The sequence below is a fragment of the Salmonella sp. SAL04157 genome, from assembly GCF_046551635.1.
Lineage (GTDB): Bacteria > Pseudomonadota > Gammaproteobacteria > Enterobacterales > Enterobacteriaceae > Salmonella > Salmonella enterica.
This window is the reverse complement of sequence record NZ_JBGDVS010000019.1, coordinates 17,807-35,526: the sequence shown is the minus strand read 5'-3', so window position 1 is coordinate 35,526 and position 17,720 is coordinate 17,807. Positions and strand designations below refer to the sequence as shown.

The window sequence follows — 17,720 nt, the reverse complement described above, 5'->3', positions numbered from 1 at the left end:
CTGGCGGAAAGCCTTAAGCCCGGTGGTGTGATGCTCATCGGCGAACCTTACTGGCGTCAGGTTCCGGCAACGGAAGAGATTGCACAGGCATGTGGTGTTACTTCCGTTACAGATTTCCTTACCCTGCCAGCTCTGGTTGCGTCATTTGGTGAAAAGGGATATGACGTGGTGGAAATGGTACTGGCAGACCAGGAAGGCTGGGACAGATATGAAGCCTCGAAATGGCTGACGATGCGCCGTTGGCTGGAAGAAAATCCTGACGATGACTTTGTACAGGAAATTCGTACGGAACTGAGTATTGCGCCCAAACGCCATGTCACATATACACGTGAATACTTAGGGTGGGGTGTCTTTGCGTTAATGGCACGCTAGCGAAGAAGGCCCCCCTGACAGGTGAAAGCTGCCGGGGGGGGGAATACGACTCAGGGATGGACAATGCTGAAATTAATAGAAAATAATGAAAATGCTGTCGTGGTTTTACATGAAATATATGGAATTAATGAGCACATAAAAGACGTATGTGCAGAATACCATGATAGAGGGTTTGATGTTTATTGCCCCCATCTGTTTGAACATGGGCTCCCATTTAAGTATGAGCAACAGGATCAAGCTTACAAAAACTTTGTTAATACATGTGGTTTTGATACCACAAAAATTAATTTGCTACTTGGTGAAATCAGGGGTGGGTACAAAAAAATAATAATGATAGGATTTAGCGTGGGCGCCACTATTGCCTGGCTTTCAGCAGAAAGTAACCTGTGCGATGGAATTGTATGTTACTACGGTTCACGTATAAGAGATTACACTGATATTATGCCGCAGTGCCCTGTTCTGGTTATTATGGCTCAATTCGAAAAGTCGTTTGATTCGTATGTTCTGCAAAAAAAACTGGCTGAAAGGACAACTGTTACGAGTCATGTACTCAATAGTCATCATGGTTTTAGTGACCCCTATAGTGAAACTTATAGCTGCAGAAACACAGAGGTTGCCAGAGACTTGGTTTATGATTTTATTGGCGCAATAGTTGGTAAACCCTCTGAAGTTTAGGTTTTATTCGCAACAGGGTGAATAAATTAAACATAAGAAGAATGACCCCGGCAGGGTATTCCTGCCGGGAGGGGAATGGTAATTTTTATTAAATTTTACTTCTCATTCTTTTCGTCAATAGTGTCGCACAAACAAAACCAGGGAGACTGAAGGCAACCATTACAGAGAAAACGTAGTTATATCCACTTATGCCAGCAAAATTATCCAGTAGTGAACCATAAAGCGTATAGGCAAACATAGACGGTATATGTCCAATAATACAACCGAAAGCCATCGCAGATCCTGCAAACTCCCTTGGTGTTCCAATCTCATTCATAAGTGTTTGCATGATGCGCAACACAGTGTAGTTTTCCCTTCAGTACCCTATCTCTTAAGGCTGAACTTGATGGTACAGGGCTGGTTTGCAGAATTCTTTTTTTTGGATTTATAAATTGCACTGGATAACAGTCTGCCGGGTTCTCAGGATGAGCAAAATGCTTTTATCCGGAGCCCGATTATGCCCCACACTGATACTCCTGAACAGGCTGCTGTCATCGCATGGAAGGGTGAACGTCTGGTTGTCTGTGCTTTTGCCGGGAGTGGCAAAACCACCACACTTCGTCGTTATGCTGAGGAAAATCCAACGGAACGAATGCTCTATATTGCTTATAACCGTGCCATTCGGGATGAGGCGGAGCACAAATTCCCCTTCAACGTTACCTGCAAAACATCGCATCAACTGGCCTGGCCGACAGTCGGGAAACATTACAGTCATCGTCTGATTAATTCACTACGACTGACCGATGTCGCCCGGGCGCTAAACTCACGCAACTGGTTGCTGGCCAGACTGACGCTTGATGTTCTGAATCGCTTTATGTGCAGCGCGGCCACCGATATTACGCCTGAACACATGCCTGATCCTGACGACTGTAAGGGGCTACAACCAGGTCAAATCCTGCTTTCAGCAAAGAAAATGTGGGCAATGATGTCGGCCCGCCAGGGGGATTTTCCGGTCACCCATGATACTTATCTAAAGCTTTACCAGTTGAGCAAACCGAATCTTTCTTCCCGCTATACCACGTTATTGTTTGATGAAGCTCAGGATGCTAATCCTGTCATCAGCGCCATTGTGCTCAACCAGACCTGCCGGGTAGTTCTGGTTGGCGATACTCATCAGCAAATCTACCGCTTTCGTGGGGCAGATAATGCCATGCAGGCTCCGCAACTGGAGAAATCAGACCGTCTTTGGCTAACCCACAGCTTTCGCTTCGGTCCGGAGGTAGCCGGGGTGGCCAACAGGCTGCTGGCCCTGAAGGGCGAAACGCATCAGATAACTGGAAGGGGGGGCGCAGACCGTGTTCTGCTCACAATGCCGCGGAATTTTGGCCATCATGCTGTTCTTCACCGATCTGTCTGTGGTGTCATCCGGACGGCACTGCACTGGTCGCTGGCTGGCAGGAAAGTATTCTGGGTTGGTGGTATGGAAAGCTACAGAATTGAGGATTTACTGGATCTGTACTGGTTCTCAATTGATATGTCGGAGCGTATGCGGCACGACAGGCTGACCCGTGAATACCGGGACTATGATGAATATCTGCAGATAGCCGAAGATACCGGTGATGTGGAGATGAAGCAGGCGATATTTATTCTTGAACAGTTTTTTCCGTTACCGGACAGACTGAATACGTTACGTGAGCAACGCGTCATCAGTGAATCTGAAGCTGATGTGACGGTATGTACAGCACATAGGAGTAAGGGGCTCGAATGGGACAGGGTGAAGTTACATGATGACTTTCCCGATATTCTGGATCCTGACATGCCGGAAAGTCAGCGTCAGGATGAAATTAACCTCATGTATGTGGCAGCCACCCGGGCGCGTAAAGTGCTTATAACCGATCCGATATTGCACGAGCTTCTGATCCAGCCCCGGGCTGAAGAGATAGCCGGAACTTCTGCGAATAAATCGGGTGAGTCAGAAGTGAGTACAGAAAACGATAAAAAAGGGACTGAATATGTTCCGGAAAGTTAAGTCATGGATGGAGAAGAAAAACCTCAGACAGATAGAAGAAAATAAATCGGGAAATGCGAAGAAGAGACTTATTCCCTGTACGGATGGATATTTTAACCCTGCGGCCATTTCAGATTTGTTACAGCATGAACGACGGCAGCAATGGTTAAGGATTTTGTGGGAGAACAGCGTGTTACCTAAAGAGCGTTTTGAACGTTTTTTTTTACTCCCTTTACACGGCGTTGTGGGTTTATGTCAGAGACTTCCGGCTTCGGCTCAGGGGAAATTTGCCTATACAGACGGCATGGTGGATTACGTCTTACAGACGACGGTCTTTGCCGTACGTTTATCAAAAGGATATATGCTGCCCCGTGGTGCATCTGCAGAGGAACAATCCGCGCAGTCAGTCAGCTGGAGTGCTGTCGTTTATTACGCTGCATTATTCCACTCGTTGGGGCGCTTATGGAATATTGAAGGCGAGCTCCGTAGTGGTGTTGTATGGCGCCCGGGATTAAGTGTTCCGGAAGAACCTTATCGTTTTCGGTTTAAAGCAGAACCCGATATAGCAGGTGCTCAGGTTTATGGTGAATTGATCGCTCTCAGATTTTTGCCTGAACCGGTTCTTCAGTGGCTGGGTAAAAACCCTGATATCCTGAGAACATTGCTGGCTTTCATTAGCGGACGTTACAGTGATGCAATGGATATTACGGATATCGTTAATGAGGCCATTGTGCATGCAGGAGGGATACCTCTTGGTTTTCCCACTGCACAGGAAGAACAGACTTCTGAATTAGCAGCGACACTAAACCCTGCCGCGACAGTAGCTCCCATGTTGAGGGAAGGCTCTTCTACAACTCCTCCTGATGTCCCTGTCATGGTTGATGGAGGGCAGGAGACTGCTGTCCTTTTATCTTCCCTTGATTCTGATGCTAAGCCTGAACGTGGGGAAGGGCAGCCTACTGCTGAAACAGATCCAGATGTTTTTCAGGTCATGTCGATTCTGGGAGGGCTGACGAACACTGACACACAGTTGTCTGAAAAGGAAGGCGTGAACACAGAGACCGATATGGTGGCAGGAGAATCGTTTCCGGAAGTCGCGGTTGCACTTGAGACTTCAGCACCAGAAGAGGTTATCAATGACACCGTTACCAATGAATGCACTGGATCATCCTCGGGTGGCGTATCATCGCTTTCCTCAACGGAGCTGGGAGATTTGTTCTGGTCCTGGCTAAGGGATGGGCTTCGTGAGGGGGATATACCGGTAAATACTGCTGATGCCTGTGTTCATCTGACTTGTGGCTTCGTATTTATCAGCGTCCCGGGTGTTTTTTTTCTGTTTTTGAAATCACATTCGCGTTCCTGTTCTTCTGGTCTGAAAGAAAGCGGGAGGAAGGAGCAGGTGCAGGCGGCATTTGAGAAGATGCGAAAACATCGGGTCAGTGATTCCAGGCGATTCTGGCAGTGCTGTCTTTATGAAGAGCCAGGGGGCAGGGGGAGATACAAAAAGTTAACAGGGTATCTGATAAAAATGTCAGAGATTTATGCTAATGGTAACTTTCCCGACGACAGTTTATTTCTAAAGGTCATCAATTGAAATAAAATGTAACAAATTAAATATAAGAAAAATCTTAAAACTCCCTCGGCTTCTGTAACAAATTGAAATATTTTCCCGTTGTCATGTGCATGAAATTACGGGATTTTAAAACCACACAATTTGTGTGTGTATTAATAATAAAAGCTTAATAGCGGTGATAAAAATGGAAACAAATATTACCTGGCAACAATTGTTAGATGAATACTTCTTCGCAAAACCTCTGCGCTCAGCATCTGAATGGAGTTACACCAAAGTCTTCAAATCATTTGTACATTATATGGGGCCGTTAAGCTGCCCAAATGATGTGACATATCACAAAGTGCTTGCCTGGCGCCGTTTTCTTTTAAAAGAGAAAAAGCTCTCCGGACGTACCTGGAATAACAAGGTGGCGCATATGCGGGCCATCTTTAACTACGGAATACAGCGTGGGTTACTGCACTATGACGAAAATCCGTTTAACAATTCGGTAGTTAAACCGGACAAAAAGAGAAAGAAAACGCTCACTCAGGCACAGATTGAGTATGCCTATCAGATCATGGAGCAGTATGAAAATCAGGAGAATACAGGGCTGGGACTTAAATATTCCCGTTGCGCCTTATTTCCTGCCTGGTTCTGGCTCACTGTCCTGGATACGCTCTATTACACAGGGATACGGCAGAACCAGTTATTACATATTCGGCTGAATGATGTTGATTTGAGAGAAGGGCAGATTCGGCTGATTACGGAGGGGTGTAAAAATCACAAAGAACACTATGTGCCGGTGATCAGTTTTCTGCGTCCCCGGCTGACCTGTTTAATGGAGAAAGCGCAGAGCGAAGGATTGAAAGGCAATGACCGCCTGTTCAATATTGCACTTTTTACCGGCAAAGATCCCGCCATTGGTGATGACATGGATTCTCCTCAGGTAAGAGCATTCTTCCGTCGTCTGTCCAAGGAGTGTCAGTTTGCGATCAGTCCTCATCGTTTCAGACACACGCTGGCAACGGAGATGATGAAAATGCCGGAACAGAATCTGCATATGGCGCAAAGTGTGCTGGGTCATTCAAACATGAAATCCACGCTGGAGTATGTGGAGAATGATATTGCAGTGATGGGGAAGGCTCTGGAAGCGCAGTTTATGCAGATTAAGGCAGCACATGCCCGAAGCATTTACAGTGGGTTGACAAAGAATAGATAAGCTGTAACGATATCGGGTGATCGAGAAAAGGGAACTTGCTCCAACAAGTTCCCTTACTTGAGAAACCCAAAAATCCATCTCGATGTGTAGACTGACCTGCTACATCGATTGTCCTTTCGGGTTCCACGTAACGTCCGTTAAGGTTCTCAAGCCCTAACCAACGTACTTTGATAAGAGTGGTGCCCGGACTCGGAATCGAACCAAGGACACGGGGATTTTCAATCCCCTGCTCTACCGACTGAGCTATCCGGGCAACGGGGCGCATTAAACCGTAAAGGCGCGCGGTCGTCAACGGCTTTACACGAAAAAAGTGATAAAATCGCGCTGACTGCCTGCTTTTCAGGCAAAATGCATAAAATCAGTACCCCGTCAGGTGAGCGCCCCACCCTGGCGGCACTGTGCAAAACGCAGAATATCTTCCGCCAACCGCTGAGCGGTATCTACATCAGCCTGACTGCGGTTGACCAGCATTCGGCTGAGACAACCTTCCAACACCAGCTCCATCTGCCTTGCAACCATCGCCGGATCGTCAATTTCCAGCGTGGTCAGTAGTTCATGGGTAAAATCATGTGCCGTGCGTTTTTGTTGATTAGCCAGTTGGTGAATAGGATGGGTTGGATCGGGATAAAACGTACAGGCGGCAATGAACAAGCAACCGGGATAACGGTTATTACTGACACATTCCGAGAGCGCGCTGTAGCGTGCCAGTAGCTTTTGTTCAGCAGAAAGCGTCTCATCAAGAAGAAGCTGGCGTCGCCAGATATCTACCTGCTGACTCAGATAACGTAGCGCGTCATATAAAATGGCTTCTTTATCTGGCCAGAAACGCTGTAATGTGTCGAGTGGGCGATTTACGCGCTCCGCCACCATTTCCAGCGTAGTATCGGCTATCCCTTGCGTCTCCAGTAATTTCAGGGCTTCTCCCAGAATATCTTCACGTTGCACGGTATTCTCCTCCGTCTTTGCTTTTGCAAGTGTCGCTCACGGTTGGCGATCGTGCAAATGCGCGCTAAAGGTGGCGGCGTCCATAAAGCCGGTGACTCGCGATTGCGGCTGTTCCTGGCCTTGGGCATTAAAGAACAGAATGGTGGGCAGCCCGAGGACTTGCAGATGCTTTAACAGCGCGACATCCTGCGCATTGTTAGCGGTGACGTTAGCCTGCAAGAGCACCGTGTCGCCGAGCGCCTGCTGGACCCGCGGATCGCTGAAGGTATACTTTTCAAACTCTTTACAGGCCACGCACCAGTCGGCGTAGAAATCCAGCATAACGGGTTTGCCTTTGGCCTGCGCCAGCGCCTGATTGAGTTCGTCCACGGTAGAAATAGCCGTGAAATTGAGGTGCGCTGGAGCTTGCGCGGATGGCGATCCGAACGCCCAATCCTGTAGAGGCCGCACGCTAATGAGCGCTGCCGCCAGCAGGATAATCTGTACGATACGCATCCACGCTCGTCTGGCCTGAAGGCTGGTGATAAAGGCCCAACCAAAGAAAGCGACGCCCAGCAGCGACCACAGACGTAAACCCCAAGCCTCGCCAATAATCCGCTCCAGTAAAAAGACCGGTAACGCGAGGATCACGAAACCAAAAGCGGTTTTGACATGCGCCATCCACGGGCCGCTTTTCGGTAGCAGGCGGTTGCCAAACACGGTGACCAGCATTAGCGGCAGACCCATACCTAATGCATACAAATACAGCGTACCGCCGCCCAGCCACATGTTGCCGCTCTGAGCGATATAAAGCAGGATCGCGCTTAACGGCGCTGTAGTGCAGGGCGAGCAAATTAATCCGGCAATCGCCCCCATAACAAAAACGCCGCCGGGCGAGCCGCCTTGCTGACGATTACTCATTAATGTCAGCCGGGTTTGCAGTGAGGAGGGGAGCTGTAGTGTGAACAAGCCAAACATCGACAACGCAAGCAGGGTGAACACGATGGCAAGGCCGATTAACACATAAGGGTGCTGCAGCGCCGCCTGAAACTGTAATCCCGCCGCGGCGACGACCAGACCCAGTGCGGTATAGGTCAGCGCCATCCCTTGTACATAGATAAAGGCCAGCAGCAGTGCGCGCCCCGTCGACAAACGTTGCCTTCCCCCCAGGACAATACCGGAAATCAGCGGATACATGGGTAAAACGCAGGGCGTAAAGGCGATGCCGATGCCGATCAGCAGCGCCCAGATCGCGGAAAAAGGTAGCTGGGCGGCGGGTTTTGACGTCTCACCCGTCTGGGTGACAGCAGGCGTCGGCGTGGCGTCTATTGCCGCGGCGACTTCACTTAGCGGCACCGTTTTCGTTTCCGGCGGATAACAGAATCCCGCATCGGCGCACCCCTGGTACGTTACCGTTAATGTCGCGCCAGCCGCCGCCTGGTTAACCGTTACCGGAACGTTTAGCCGCTTACGGTAGATTTCGCTTTTTCCGTAGAATTCATCTTCATGCCAGACGCCTGCCGGGAGTTGGACTGCGGCGATATCCGCTTTCGTTGGCGTGATGCTGATTTGTTTACGGTAAAGGTAGTAACCCTCTTTTACCTGCCAGGAGAGGGTAAGATCGTGTTGATTTTGCTGAAAATCAAAAACAAACGCCCGGTCGGCAGGGACGAACTGCGAGCGACCCGGCGCGTCGAATAATCCGGCGAAGGCGGATGTGCTGCACAGCAGCAGGATCAGCGTAAAGATGCGTTGAGCCATGAGAGGTAATCAGTATCTCCGTGAGTAACAGGTAAAACCAGAAGTTCAGGCGTTTGATACGGGTGATGAGACTTCAGGCACTCGATAAGCGCTTGCTGATGTGAAACGGTGGTCTTTAAGATCATTTGAACTTCATACTCCTGCTCCAGTTTGCCTTCCCAGTAGTACAGCGATGTCGCGCCGGGGAGGAGGGTGGCGCAGGCGGCCAGTTTTTCCGCCAGCACTTTGGCGGCCAGATCCTGGGCGGTAGCTTCATCCGGGGCGGTACAAAGCACCACAACGGCCTCGGGGATGGAAATATCCTGACTCTTAACATCAAGCATAAACACCTCGAAAGAACAAAAAGACCCGCAAGTGAACGGTCACTATACAACGGACGAGGGCAGGATGTTAGTCAAAGGGCGGGAGAATGCGGGGCGTGATACGCCCCGCGGGTGAAACACTTACAGCATAAAGCTGCCCAGCAGGAAGCCGAAGCAGACAGCCAGAACGACGCCCAGGGTGCCTGGGATGAAGAACGGGTGGTTAAAGACGAATTTACCGATACGGGTTGTACCGGTGTCATCCATCTGTACTGCCGCAACCAGAGTCGGGTAGGTCGGCAAAATGAACAGGCCGGAAACGGCGGCGAAGGAAGCGACTGCCGTCAGCGGAGAGACGTTCAGCGCCAGCGCCATCGGCATCAGCGCTTTCGCCGTTGCCGCCTGAGAGTAGAGCAGCGCGGAAGCAAAGAAGAAGATGACGGCCAGCAGCCACGGATGACCCTGGATGACGCTACCCGCAGTGTCTTTGATCCAGTCGATGTTAGCGGATACGAAGGTATCGCCCAGCCACGCCACGCCCAGAATACAGATACAGGCGCTCATCCCTGCTTTAAAGGTGCTGGAGTTGAGGATGGCGTCAGTTTCCACTTTACACAGGATGGTGGTCAGCGTTGCGACGCTCAACATGATGATCAAAATAGCGTTGGTGGTGTTCATCAGCGGTTTTTCAACCAGGCCGAGGCTCGGACTGTTGACAATCGCATAAACAACCACGCAGATAACGCCCAGCAGGAACAGCCAGACGGAATTTTTTGCCATCGGTTTGATTTCAATCTGCTTTTCACCACGCAGTTCAATCAGCCCTTCTTCCAGACGCTTGCGGTAAATCGGGTCGTCCGACAGTTTGGAGTTGAACAGCATCGTGACCAGGAAGGACATCACCAGCACCGCCAGCAGCGTAGAGGGGATAACCACGGACAGCAGGTGAATGTAGCTAATGCCATGACCTTCCATAACAGAAGACATATACACCACGGCCGCAGAAATCGGCGAGGCGGTAATCGCAATCTGCGCGGATACCACGGCGGTCGAGAGCGGACGGCAAGGTTTGATTCCCTGCTCCTTCGCGACTTCAGCAATAACCGGCAGCGTTGCCAGGGAAATGTTCCCGGTACCAGCAAAAATAGTCAGGAAATAGGTCACAATCGGTGCGAGGATAGTGATGTATTTCGGGTTCTTACGCAGCAGTTTTTCCGTCTGGTTTACCAAATAATCCAGACCGCCCGCGACCTGCATAGCAGAGATCGCGGCGATAACCGCCATGATGATGGAAATGACATCGAATGGAATTGTCCCTGGCTTCACGCCGATGGCGGCAAGTACCAGAACACCCAGCCCACCTGCGAATCCAATACCGATGCCCCCAAGTCTGGCGCCCAAAAAGATTGCCAGCAAAACAATGATAAGTTCGACAACTATCATATTAGCCTTCCTTGTTGTTTAACAAGTTGATATTAAATTGTTGTTATTTGGTAACTTCTTGTAAGAAAAAAGGCACGTCATCGTGACGTGCCTCTTTGGTACTACCCTGTACGATTACTGTTCGCTTTCATCAGTATAACGTTTAGCTTTATAAGCCGGGTGCATCAAGTTCTGCACGGAGAAAATATCGTCCAGCTCGGCTTCCGTTAACAGGCCGCGCTCCAGCACAACTTCACGTACGCTCTTACCGGTTTCAGCACAGATTTTACCGACGATGTCGCCGTTGTGGTGGCCGATGAACGGGTTGAGGTAAGTGACGATACCGATGGAGTTATAAACGTACCCTTCGCACACTTCTTTATTCGCGGTAATGCCGTTAACGCATTTTTCCAGCAGGTTGTAGCACGCGTTGCTCAGAATGTGGATGGATTCGAACATCGCCTGACCGATAACCGGCTCCATAACGTTCAACTGCAACTGACCGGCTTCCGCCGCCATCGTAACGGTGGTGTCGTTACCGATGACTTTAAAGCATACCTGGTTTACGACTTCTGGTACAACCGGGTTCACTTTGGCTGGCATGATGGAAGAGCCCGCCTGCAGTTCCGGCAGGTTGATCTCGTTCAGGCCGGCACGAGGACCAGAAGAGAGCAAGCGCAGGTCGTTACAGATTTTGGACATCTTCACTGCCAGACGTTTCAGCGCGCTGTGAACCATAACATACGCGCCACAGTCAGATGTCGCCTCAATCAGATCTTCAGCCGGAACACAGGCGAAACCAGTGACTTCAGCCAGTTTTTTCACCGCCAGCGGAGAGTATTCTTTCGGCGTGTTCAGACCGGTACCGATTGCCGTTGCGCCAAGGTTGACTTCCAGCAGCAGCTCAGCAGTACGCTCGATGCTTTTCACTTCTTCTTTCAGCAGGATGCTGAACGCACGGAATTCTTGACCAAGCGTCATCGGTACGGCGTCCTGCAACTGGGTACGACCCATTTTCAGGATGTCCTGGAATTCAACCGCTTTACGTTCGAAACCTTCACGCAACTGGTTGATGGCATCGATCAGTTTGACGATAGAGGCGTAAACCGCTATACGGAAGCCTGTCGGATAGGCATCGTTAGTGGATTGACATTTATTCACGTGGTCGTTCGGGTTCAGGTACTGATATTCACCTTTCTGATGACCCATCAGTTCCAGCCCGATGTTGGCCAGCACTTCGTTGGTATTCATGTTGACGGAAGTGCCCGCGCCGCCCTGATAGACATCTACCGGGAACTGGTCCATGCACTTACCGTTGTTAAGGACTTCATCACATGCGGCAATGATGGCGTTCGCCACACTCTTAGGAATGGTTTGCAGCTCTTTGTTGGCCAGCGCCGCCGCTTTTTTTACCATAACCATGCCACGCACAAATTCAGGGATGTCGCTGATTTTGTTATTGCTAATGTAGAAGTTTTCAATCGCTCTCAGAGTGTGAACACCATAGTAGGCTTCAGCTGGAACTTCCCTGGTACCCAACAGATCTTCTTCGATACGAATGTTGTTTGACATGTGAACCTTCTTTTTCAAGCTGCCAATGATTTTACTTTAAAACACACAGGATATATGTGATTTCGAATGTTTTCTGACCGACGATTATCCCCTCCATCGGCCTGATAAACGAGATCATATGCTGGTTCAGAATTCCTACCGTAATCTGGATCACTTAAAGTGTGGGAATTTACCCCTTATTTATTATTTTGTGAAATAGGTCACCGCTTTAGTATTACTACCTAAAATAGGTGTACAAACCACTTGAAATTTTGCTACGCACCACCATATCGAATCGATGCGAATCGCAACCCCATTCAAATGGTCGTCGCAGACGGCCATGACTTACAGGAGAGTCCTTTGCGCTGGATACCCTTTTTAGCTGTCTTTCTCTATGTTTACATTGAGATTTCTATCTTTATCCAGGTCGCCCATGTGCTTGGCGTCCTGATGACGCTAATCCTGGTGATTTTTACGTCTGTTATCGGTATGTCGCTGGTACGTAACCAGGGTTTTAAAAACTTTTTGCTGATGCAACAAAAAATGGCGGCCGGTGAGAGCCCGGCGGCAGAAATGATTAAGAGTGTATCGCTGATCATCGCTGGCTTACTGCTCCTGTTGCCGGGATTTTTCACCGATTTTCTCGGCCTCCTCCTTTTGTTACCGCCAGTGCAAAAACATTTGACGCTGAAGTTGCTGCCGCATTTACGTTTTTCCCGGATGCCGGGCGGCGGGTTTAGCGCGGGTACTGGCGGTGGCGAAACATTTGACGGCGAGTATCAGCGTAAAGATGACGATCGCGATCGTATTGAACATAAAGACGATCGTCGGGATTAAAGGTAGAGATGTTGGTCGGATAAGTCGCGCGAGGCGTTATCCGGCCAGCGGATGCGTCTTACGCCATGCGTTTTCGCTTCGGTAAAAACAGCCATAATGCAGCCAGCATGATAATGGCATATAAGCTTTTCCACCCCAGCATTGCCAGCAATAACAGGCACAGTAGACAACCCGTCACCGCCAGTGCATAGCAACGCCCTTTCAACAGTCGACAGCCCGCCAGCATACAAAGCAGATAGAGCATAATAAAAATACCGTTAGCATAGACGATCAGCGCATTGAGGTTAATCTTCAGGGCATAGACGACCAGGGAACTCACGCAACAACAGGCCAGAATAACGTTTAACGCGTGCAAGGGAAGGCGCCCGGGAGAGAGTTGAGCCAGATAGTGATCGGGCTGATATTGCATTTGCGTCCATATCAGACGCGCAAAACTCTGAGCATACACATTCAGGCTGGCAAAGCAGGTGAGATAACCAATAATGCAGGCTACCCACAACGCCTGGATACCGAAGAGATGAACAATAATAAGCGGTAGCGAGGCTGTTGCCGCTATCTTGTCGCTATAGACGCCAAAATGCAGCACCACGGCGGTACAGGTCCAATAAATGGCGCCGGCCAGCATCAGGCCAATGATCAATGCGCGCGGAAAATCACGTTCAGGATTTTTAAATTCAGACGACAAATGCGTAAAAGCCTCAATTCCCACAAATCCCCAGAACATGATCGCCAGGGCGGTAAACAGCCGGGAAAAGATGATTTCGTTTGCGGCTGGGAAGGTGATATCTGCAGGTTTAATCGCGCCTTTCCACAGAATGGCGGCAATAAGCGCGATAATTAATCCAGCGATAATGGCTTGCAGGTTGGCGCTGGAGCTGGCGCCGCGCGATCCCATAAACCATAGTAAACCTAGAGTACCCAGCTCCCCAAATAAGAGCTGTTCGCTTTGCCAGCCAAACAGCGCCTGGCCGAAACCCACCGCAATATGCAAGGCTGCGGGAAAACTAACAGGAATGACTGATAAAAACAGCCAACTGATCACCCGTTGCAGACGCGGGCCAAATGCCATCCCGACAAAATGCGCTACGCCGCCAGCGTGTGGAAAATGACGCCCCAGCACAGCAAAGACAATCGCAATAGGGAAAATCAAAATAATGAGCAGCGGCCATGCCCAAAGGCTGATGTCGCCTGCCGCCAGCGCAGCCAGCTCCGGAAGCGCAAAAACGCCAGTCCCTAATAATGATGTGGTTAACAAGATAACGCCCTGAACCAACCCAAGCTCTTTTTTTAGTTCATTCATCAGCTCATTATCCGGCGGCATTGTAACGTCAGGTGACGACAGGCATTTTTAAGCGTATCACACACGCCTTTTCTTATAGCAGGATGTTCTAAACCTTGGGTAAACGTGAGATAAGTAGCGTTTTTACCGCTTTTTTCGCTCAGAAGAATTTTTTTTCATCTCCCCCCTTGAAGGGGCAAAACCCCATCCCCATCTCTCTGGTCACCAGCCGGGAAACCGTTTACGGGCCGGCGTCACCCATAACTGATAATGACTTTCTCAAAGGAGAGCTATCAATGAGTATTCGTCCGTTACATGATCGTGTGATCGTCAAACGTAAAGAAGTTGAGTCCAAATCTGCTGGCGGCATCGTACTGACCGGTTCCGCAGCGGGTAAATCAACTCGTGGCGAAATCATCGCTGTCGGTAAGGGTCGCATCCTGGACAACGGTACTGTACAGCCGCTGGACGTGAAAGTTGGCGACATCGTTATTTTTAACGATGGCTACGGTGTGAAATCTGAAAAGATCGACAATGAAGAAGTGTTGATCATGTCTGAAAGCGACATTCTGGCAATTGTTGAAGCGTAATCCGCGAACGACACTGAACATACGAATTTAAGGGAAAGAGAAAATGGCAGCTAAAGACGTAAAATTCGGTAACGACGCTCGTGTGAAAATGCTGCGCGGCGTAAACGTACTGGCAGATGCAGTGAAAGTAACCCTCGGTCCGAAAGGCCGTAACGTGGTTCTGGATAAATCTTTCGGTGCGCCGACTATCACTAAAGATGGTGTTTCCGTAGCGCGTGAAATCGAACTGGAAGACAAGTTTGAAAACATGGGCGCGCAGATGGTGAAAGAAGTTGCCTCTAAAGCGAACGACGCTGCAGGCGACGGCACCACCACCGCGACCGTACTGGCGCAGTCCATCATTACCGAAGGCCTGAAAGCCGTTGCTGCGGGCATGAACCCGATGGACCTGAAACGTGGTATCGACAAAGCGGTTGCTGCTGCGGTTGAAGAGCTGAAAGCCCTGTCCGTACCGTGCTCCGACTCCAAAGCGATTGCTCAGGTAGGTACTATCTCCGCTAACTCCGACGAAACCGTAGGTAAACTGATCGCGGAAGCGATGGATAAAGTCGGGAAAGAAGGCGTCATCACCGTTGAAGACGGTACTGGTCTGCAGGACGAACTGGACGTGGTTGAAGGTATGCAGTTTGACCGCGGCTACCTGTCTCCTTACTTCATCAACAAGCCGGAAACTGGCGCAGTAGAACTGGAAAGCCCGTTCATCCTGCTGGCTGATAAGAAAATCTCCAACATCCGCGAAATGCTGCCGGTTCTGGAAGCCGTTGCAAAAGCAGGCAAACCGCTGCTGATCATCGCAGAAGATGTTGAAGGCGAAGCGCTGGCTACCCTGGTTGTTAACACCATGCGTGGCATCGTGAAAGTGGCTGCGGTTAAGGCACCGGGCTTCGGCGATCGTCGTAAGGCGATGCTGCAGGATATCGCTACCCTGACCGGCGGTACCGTAATCTCTGAAGAGATCGGTATGGAGCTGGAAAAAGCAACCCTGGAAGACCTGGGTCAGGCGAAACGCGTTGTGATCAACAAAGACACCACCACCATCATCGATGGCGTGGGTGAAGAAGCTGCAATCCAGGGCCGTGTTGCTCAGATCCGTCAGCAGATTGAAGAAGCGACCTCCGACTACGATCGTGAAAAACTGCAGGAGCGCGTAGCGAAACTGGCAGGCGGCGTTGCGGTAATCAAAGTTGGCGCTGCGACCGAAGTTGAAATGAAAGAGAAGAAAGCCCGCGTTGAAGATGCCCTGCACGCGACCCGTGCTGCGGTAGAAGAAGGCGTGGTTGCCGGTGGTGGCGTTGCGCTGATCCGCGTTGCTTCTAAAATTGCTGACCTGAAAGGCCAGAACGAAGACCAGAACGTGGGTATCAAAGTTGCGCTGCGCGCAATGGAAGCTCCGCTGCGTCAGATCGTGCTGAACTGCGGCGAAGAGCCGTCTGTTGTCGCTAACACCGTTAAAGGCGGCGACGGTAACTACGGTTACAACGCAGCAACTGAAGAATACGGCAACATGATCGATATGGGTATCCTGGACCCAACCAAAGTTACCCGTTCTGCGCTGCAGTACGCGGCTTCTGTGGCTGGTCTGATGATCACTACCGAGTGCATGGTGACCGACCTGCCGAAAAGCGATGCTCCTGATTTAGGCGCTGCTGGCGGCATGGGTGGTATGGGTGGTATGGGCGGCATGATGTAATTGCCCACACCCTGCATCCTTCAGGCTGTAGATGCGTTGGCTAACCCCAGTCACTTACTTGAGTAAGTGACTGGGGATTAACAAACTGGCCGCCTTCCTGCAACCAGAATGATTTGGGTGCTTATCTCCCAGAATTGAGAAACCCCCGGGCAGAAATGACCGGGGGTTTTTCTTTTAGTCATCTTTTTAGTATAAGATTCAGATACGGACAAAACGTCCAGCTCATTGATTATGGGGAATAACATGCACGTGAAATATTTAGCAGGGATCGTTGGCGCCGCGCTGCTGATGGCGGGTTGTAGCTCCAGCAACGAACTCACCGCTGCCGGCCAAAATGTACGCTTTGTCGAAGATAAGCCAGGCGCGGAATGCCAGCTTATTGGTACGGCAACTGGTAAACAGAGTAACTGGTTTTCAGGCCAGCACGGCGAAGAGGGTGGCTCAATGCGTGGCGCAGCGAACGATCTGCGTAATCAGGCGGCCGCGATGGGTGGAAACGTGCTGTATGGCGTAAGTAGTCCGTCACAGGGCATGTTGTCCAGTTTTGTCCCGACGGCCAGCGAGATGAACGGCCAGGTTTATAAATGTCCGAACTGATATGTCTGAATCGTAACGCCCTCTGAAAGATTCAGAGGGCGATATGGTTAGCGTTTTTCCTGCGATGATGCCATGCGTAGATTATGCAACGCGCGCATGCATTGATCTTGCGTCAGACGCGCTGCTTTACCGGTTCCAAGCGTTCTGACAAAAACCTTACACGGTTTTCCTTCCAGCTTTTTAAGACGCGGGCTGAAATTTAGCAAGCGGCGTGATATCGCTTCAGCTTCTTTAGAGCCTGACTGACTACGGGTCTTAATGATGGTGCCGCAATCATGCGATTGTCCTGCCTCATCCGTATAACGATAAACGAGCGCTAAATAATGGTTATACAGATTATGTTTCCAGTCAGGCTGGTTATAGGTATCGAATTCGATATTACCGTTTTCCAGGCAGTCAGCATCGTATAATGGTAAAAAGTCCAGCATTGAAGAAATACGCAATGCGAGCTCACGCATTTCGGCATTATTAATGGCGTGAATAATAGCCATCACCAGAACTTCAACCTGCCACTCACCGACCTGTAAATCAAGATGGCTACCATTGTGCAGCTTTAACGTAAAGGTTAATACTTTTTCTGTATTATCGCTCAACGCTAAAGATTCAACACGCTGATTAACATCGGCGTTTTCCAGCTCTTCACGGAGTATTGCCGGAATATTCTCATGCATTTTAAGCACATGACTGCTTTTGGCTTTCTGGCGTTTTTCCTGCTCTTGTTCCGGAAGCGAGTGTTGTAAATAAAGCCGGTGTTCAAGGCCGATCAACAAGTCTCGCAGCGCGAGCACAGGAAAGAAAAGCAGTGTTTCTTTATTTCTCAGTGACTTCACCTTAAGCGCCAGCGCGATAAACTTATCATTGTGACGAATAACGCCGGTATTTAGTCCCTTAATCGTTAAGGCCATGTCAATTCTCCACAAATATAAAATAATTAAATGTTTTACTGCAATGTATTTGATATA

General features: G+C 49.8%; 16 protein-coding genes, 1 tRNA gene and 1 pseudogene. 9 read left to right on the top strand and 9 right to left on the bottom strand.

The genetic code is table 11. The features are described 5' to 3' along the window. Both ACLJRE_RS23190 and ACLJRE_RS23185 read left to right on the top strand, forming a co-directional pair. Positions 1 to 372 (top strand): class I SAM-dependent methyltransferase (locus ACLJRE_RS23190; RefSeq protein ID WP_410957607.1); only part of this gene is annotated, 372 nt, incomplete at its 5' end. Between the two features lie 63 nt (positions 373 to 435). Continuing rightward, positions 436 to 1,047: a dienelactone hydrolase family protein gene (locus tag ACLJRE_RS23185; protein ID WP_023208053.1), complete on the top strand. Its 612-nt coding sequence runs from the start codon at positions 436 to 438 to the stop codon at positions 1,045 to 1,047. Between the two features lie 88 nt (positions 1,048 to 1,135). Here the strand turns inward: ACLJRE_RS23185 and ACLJRE_RS23180 are convergent. Continuing rightward, a pseudogene (locus ACLJRE_RS23180) lies at positions 1,136 to 1,363 on the bottom strand (MFS transporter); the annotation flags it as partial. Positions 1,364 to 1,543: 180 nt separating this feature from the next. Between ACLJRE_RS23180 and ACLJRE_RS23175 the strand changes: the two are divergent. The 3 genes from ACLJRE_RS23175 (at position 1,544) to ACLJRE_RS23165 (ending at position 5,805) form a co-directional block, all read left to right on the top strand. Next, complete coding sequence (locus tag ACLJRE_RS23175; RefSeq protein WP_071953559.1) at positions 1,544 to 3,055, top strand: UvrD-helicase domain-containing protein; 1,512 nt, start codon at positions 1,544 to 1,546, stop codon at positions 3,053 to 3,055. Beyond that, positions 3,039 to 4,628, top strand: coding sequence for a TraI domain-containing protein (locus tag ACLJRE_RS23170; RefSeq protein ID WP_071953558.1), 1,590 nt, complete (start codon positions 3,039 to 3,041; stop codon positions 4,626 to 4,628). The genes ACLJRE_RS23175 and ACLJRE_RS23170 overlap by 17 nt, the downstream gene beginning before the upstream one ends. Positions 4,629 to 4,791: 163 nt before the next feature. Continuing rightward, complete coding sequence (locus tag ACLJRE_RS23165) at positions 4,792 to 5,805, top strand: tyrosine-type recombinase/integrase (RefSeq protein ID WP_071953557.1); 1,014 nt, start codon at positions 4,792 to 4,794, stop codon at positions 5,803 to 5,805. A gap of 177 nt (positions 5,806 to 5,982) precedes the next feature. On the opposite strand, the gene ACLJRE_RS23160 is transcribed toward ACLJRE_RS23165, so the two are convergent. The 6 genes from ACLJRE_RS23160 to aspA form a co-directional block, all read right to left on the bottom strand. Further along, a tRNA-Phe gene (locus ACLJRE_RS23160) sits at positions 5,983 to 6,058 on the bottom strand. 116 nt (positions 6,059 to 6,174) lie between these two features. After that, positions 6,175 to 6,750, bottom strand: a complete 576-nt coding sequence (locus ACLJRE_RS23155; RefSeq protein ID WP_001188511.1) for a transcriptional regulator — start codon at positions 6,748 to 6,750, stop codon at positions 6,175 to 6,177. Positions 6,751 to 6,786: 36 nt separating this feature from the next. Next, entirely contained in the window at positions 6,787 to 8,490 is a 1,704-nt protein-coding gene (locus ACLJRE_RS23150) for a protein-disulfide reductase DsbD (RefSeq protein WP_023170745.1), read from the bottom strand. Further along, complete coding sequence (gene cutA / locus ACLJRE_RS23145) at positions 8,466 to 8,813, bottom strand: divalent cation tolerance protein CutA (protein WP_023212832.1); 348 nt, start codon at positions 8,811 to 8,813, stop codon at positions 8,466 to 8,468. The genes ACLJRE_RS23150 and cutA overlap by 25 nt, the downstream gene beginning before the upstream one ends. Positions 8,814 to 8,933: 120 nt before the next feature. Continuing rightward, positions 8,934 to 10,235, bottom strand: a complete 1,302-nt coding sequence (dcuA, locus tag ACLJRE_RS23140; RefSeq protein WP_000637595.1) for an anaerobic C4-dicarboxylate transporter DcuA — start codon at positions 10,233 to 10,235, stop codon at positions 8,934 to 8,936. 114 nt (positions 10,236 to 10,349) lie between these two features. Continuing rightward, positions 10,350 to 11,786, bottom strand: a complete 1,437-nt coding sequence (gene aspA / locus ACLJRE_RS23135) for an aspartate ammonia-lyase (RefSeq protein WP_000069439.1) — start codon at positions 11,784 to 11,786, stop codon at positions 10,350 to 10,352. A gap of 339 nt (positions 11,787 to 12,125) precedes the next feature. On the opposite strand from aspA, the gene ACLJRE_RS23130 reads away from it, so the two are divergent. Next, a complete protein-coding gene (locus tag ACLJRE_RS23130) occupies positions 12,126 to 12,602 on the top strand; it encodes an FxsA family protein (RefSeq protein WP_001267291.1) in 477 nt (158 codons plus the stop codon). 58 nt (positions 12,603 to 12,660) lie between these two features. Here ACLJRE_RS23130 and yjeH read toward each other — a convergent pair whose 3' ends face one another. After that, positions 12,661 to 13,902: an L-methionine/branched-chain amino acid transporter gene (gene yjeH, locus ACLJRE_RS23125; RefSeq protein WP_023212831.1), complete on the bottom strand. Its 1,242-nt coding sequence runs from the start codon at positions 13,900 to 13,902 to the stop codon at positions 12,661 to 12,663. A gap of 275 nt (positions 13,903 to 14,177) precedes the next feature. Between yjeH and ACLJRE_RS23120 the strand changes: the two genes are divergently transcribed. The 3 genes from ACLJRE_RS23120 (at position 14,178) to ACLJRE_RS23110 (ending at position 16,758) form a co-directional block, all read left to right on the top strand. After that, positions 14,178 to 14,471, top strand: a complete 294-nt coding sequence (locus ACLJRE_RS23120; protein ID WP_000027827.1) for a co-chaperone GroES — start codon at positions 14,178 to 14,180, stop codon at positions 14,469 to 14,471. 43 nt (positions 14,472 to 14,514) lie between these two features. Continuing rightward, positions 14,515 to 16,161: a chaperonin GroEL gene (groL, locus tag ACLJRE_RS23115; protein ID WP_000729126.1), complete on the top strand. Its 1,647-nt coding sequence runs from the start codon at positions 14,515 to 14,517 to the stop codon at positions 16,159 to 16,161. Between the two features lie 243 nt (positions 16,162 to 16,404). Continuing rightward, entirely contained in the window at positions 16,405 to 16,758 is a 354-nt protein-coding gene (locus ACLJRE_RS23110; protein ID WP_000558210.1) for a DUF4156 domain-containing protein, read from the top strand. 47 nt (positions 16,759 to 16,805) lie between these two features. Here the strand turns inward: ACLJRE_RS23110 and ACLJRE_RS23105 are convergent, their stop codons facing one another. Next, positions 16,806 to 17,663 (bottom strand): YjeJ family protein, encoded by an 858-nt coding sequence (locus ACLJRE_RS23105; protein WP_001229227.1) that lies wholly within the window; start codon positions 17,661 to 17,663, stop codon positions 16,806 to 16,808. Positions 17,664 to 17,720: the final 57 nt, after the last annotated feature.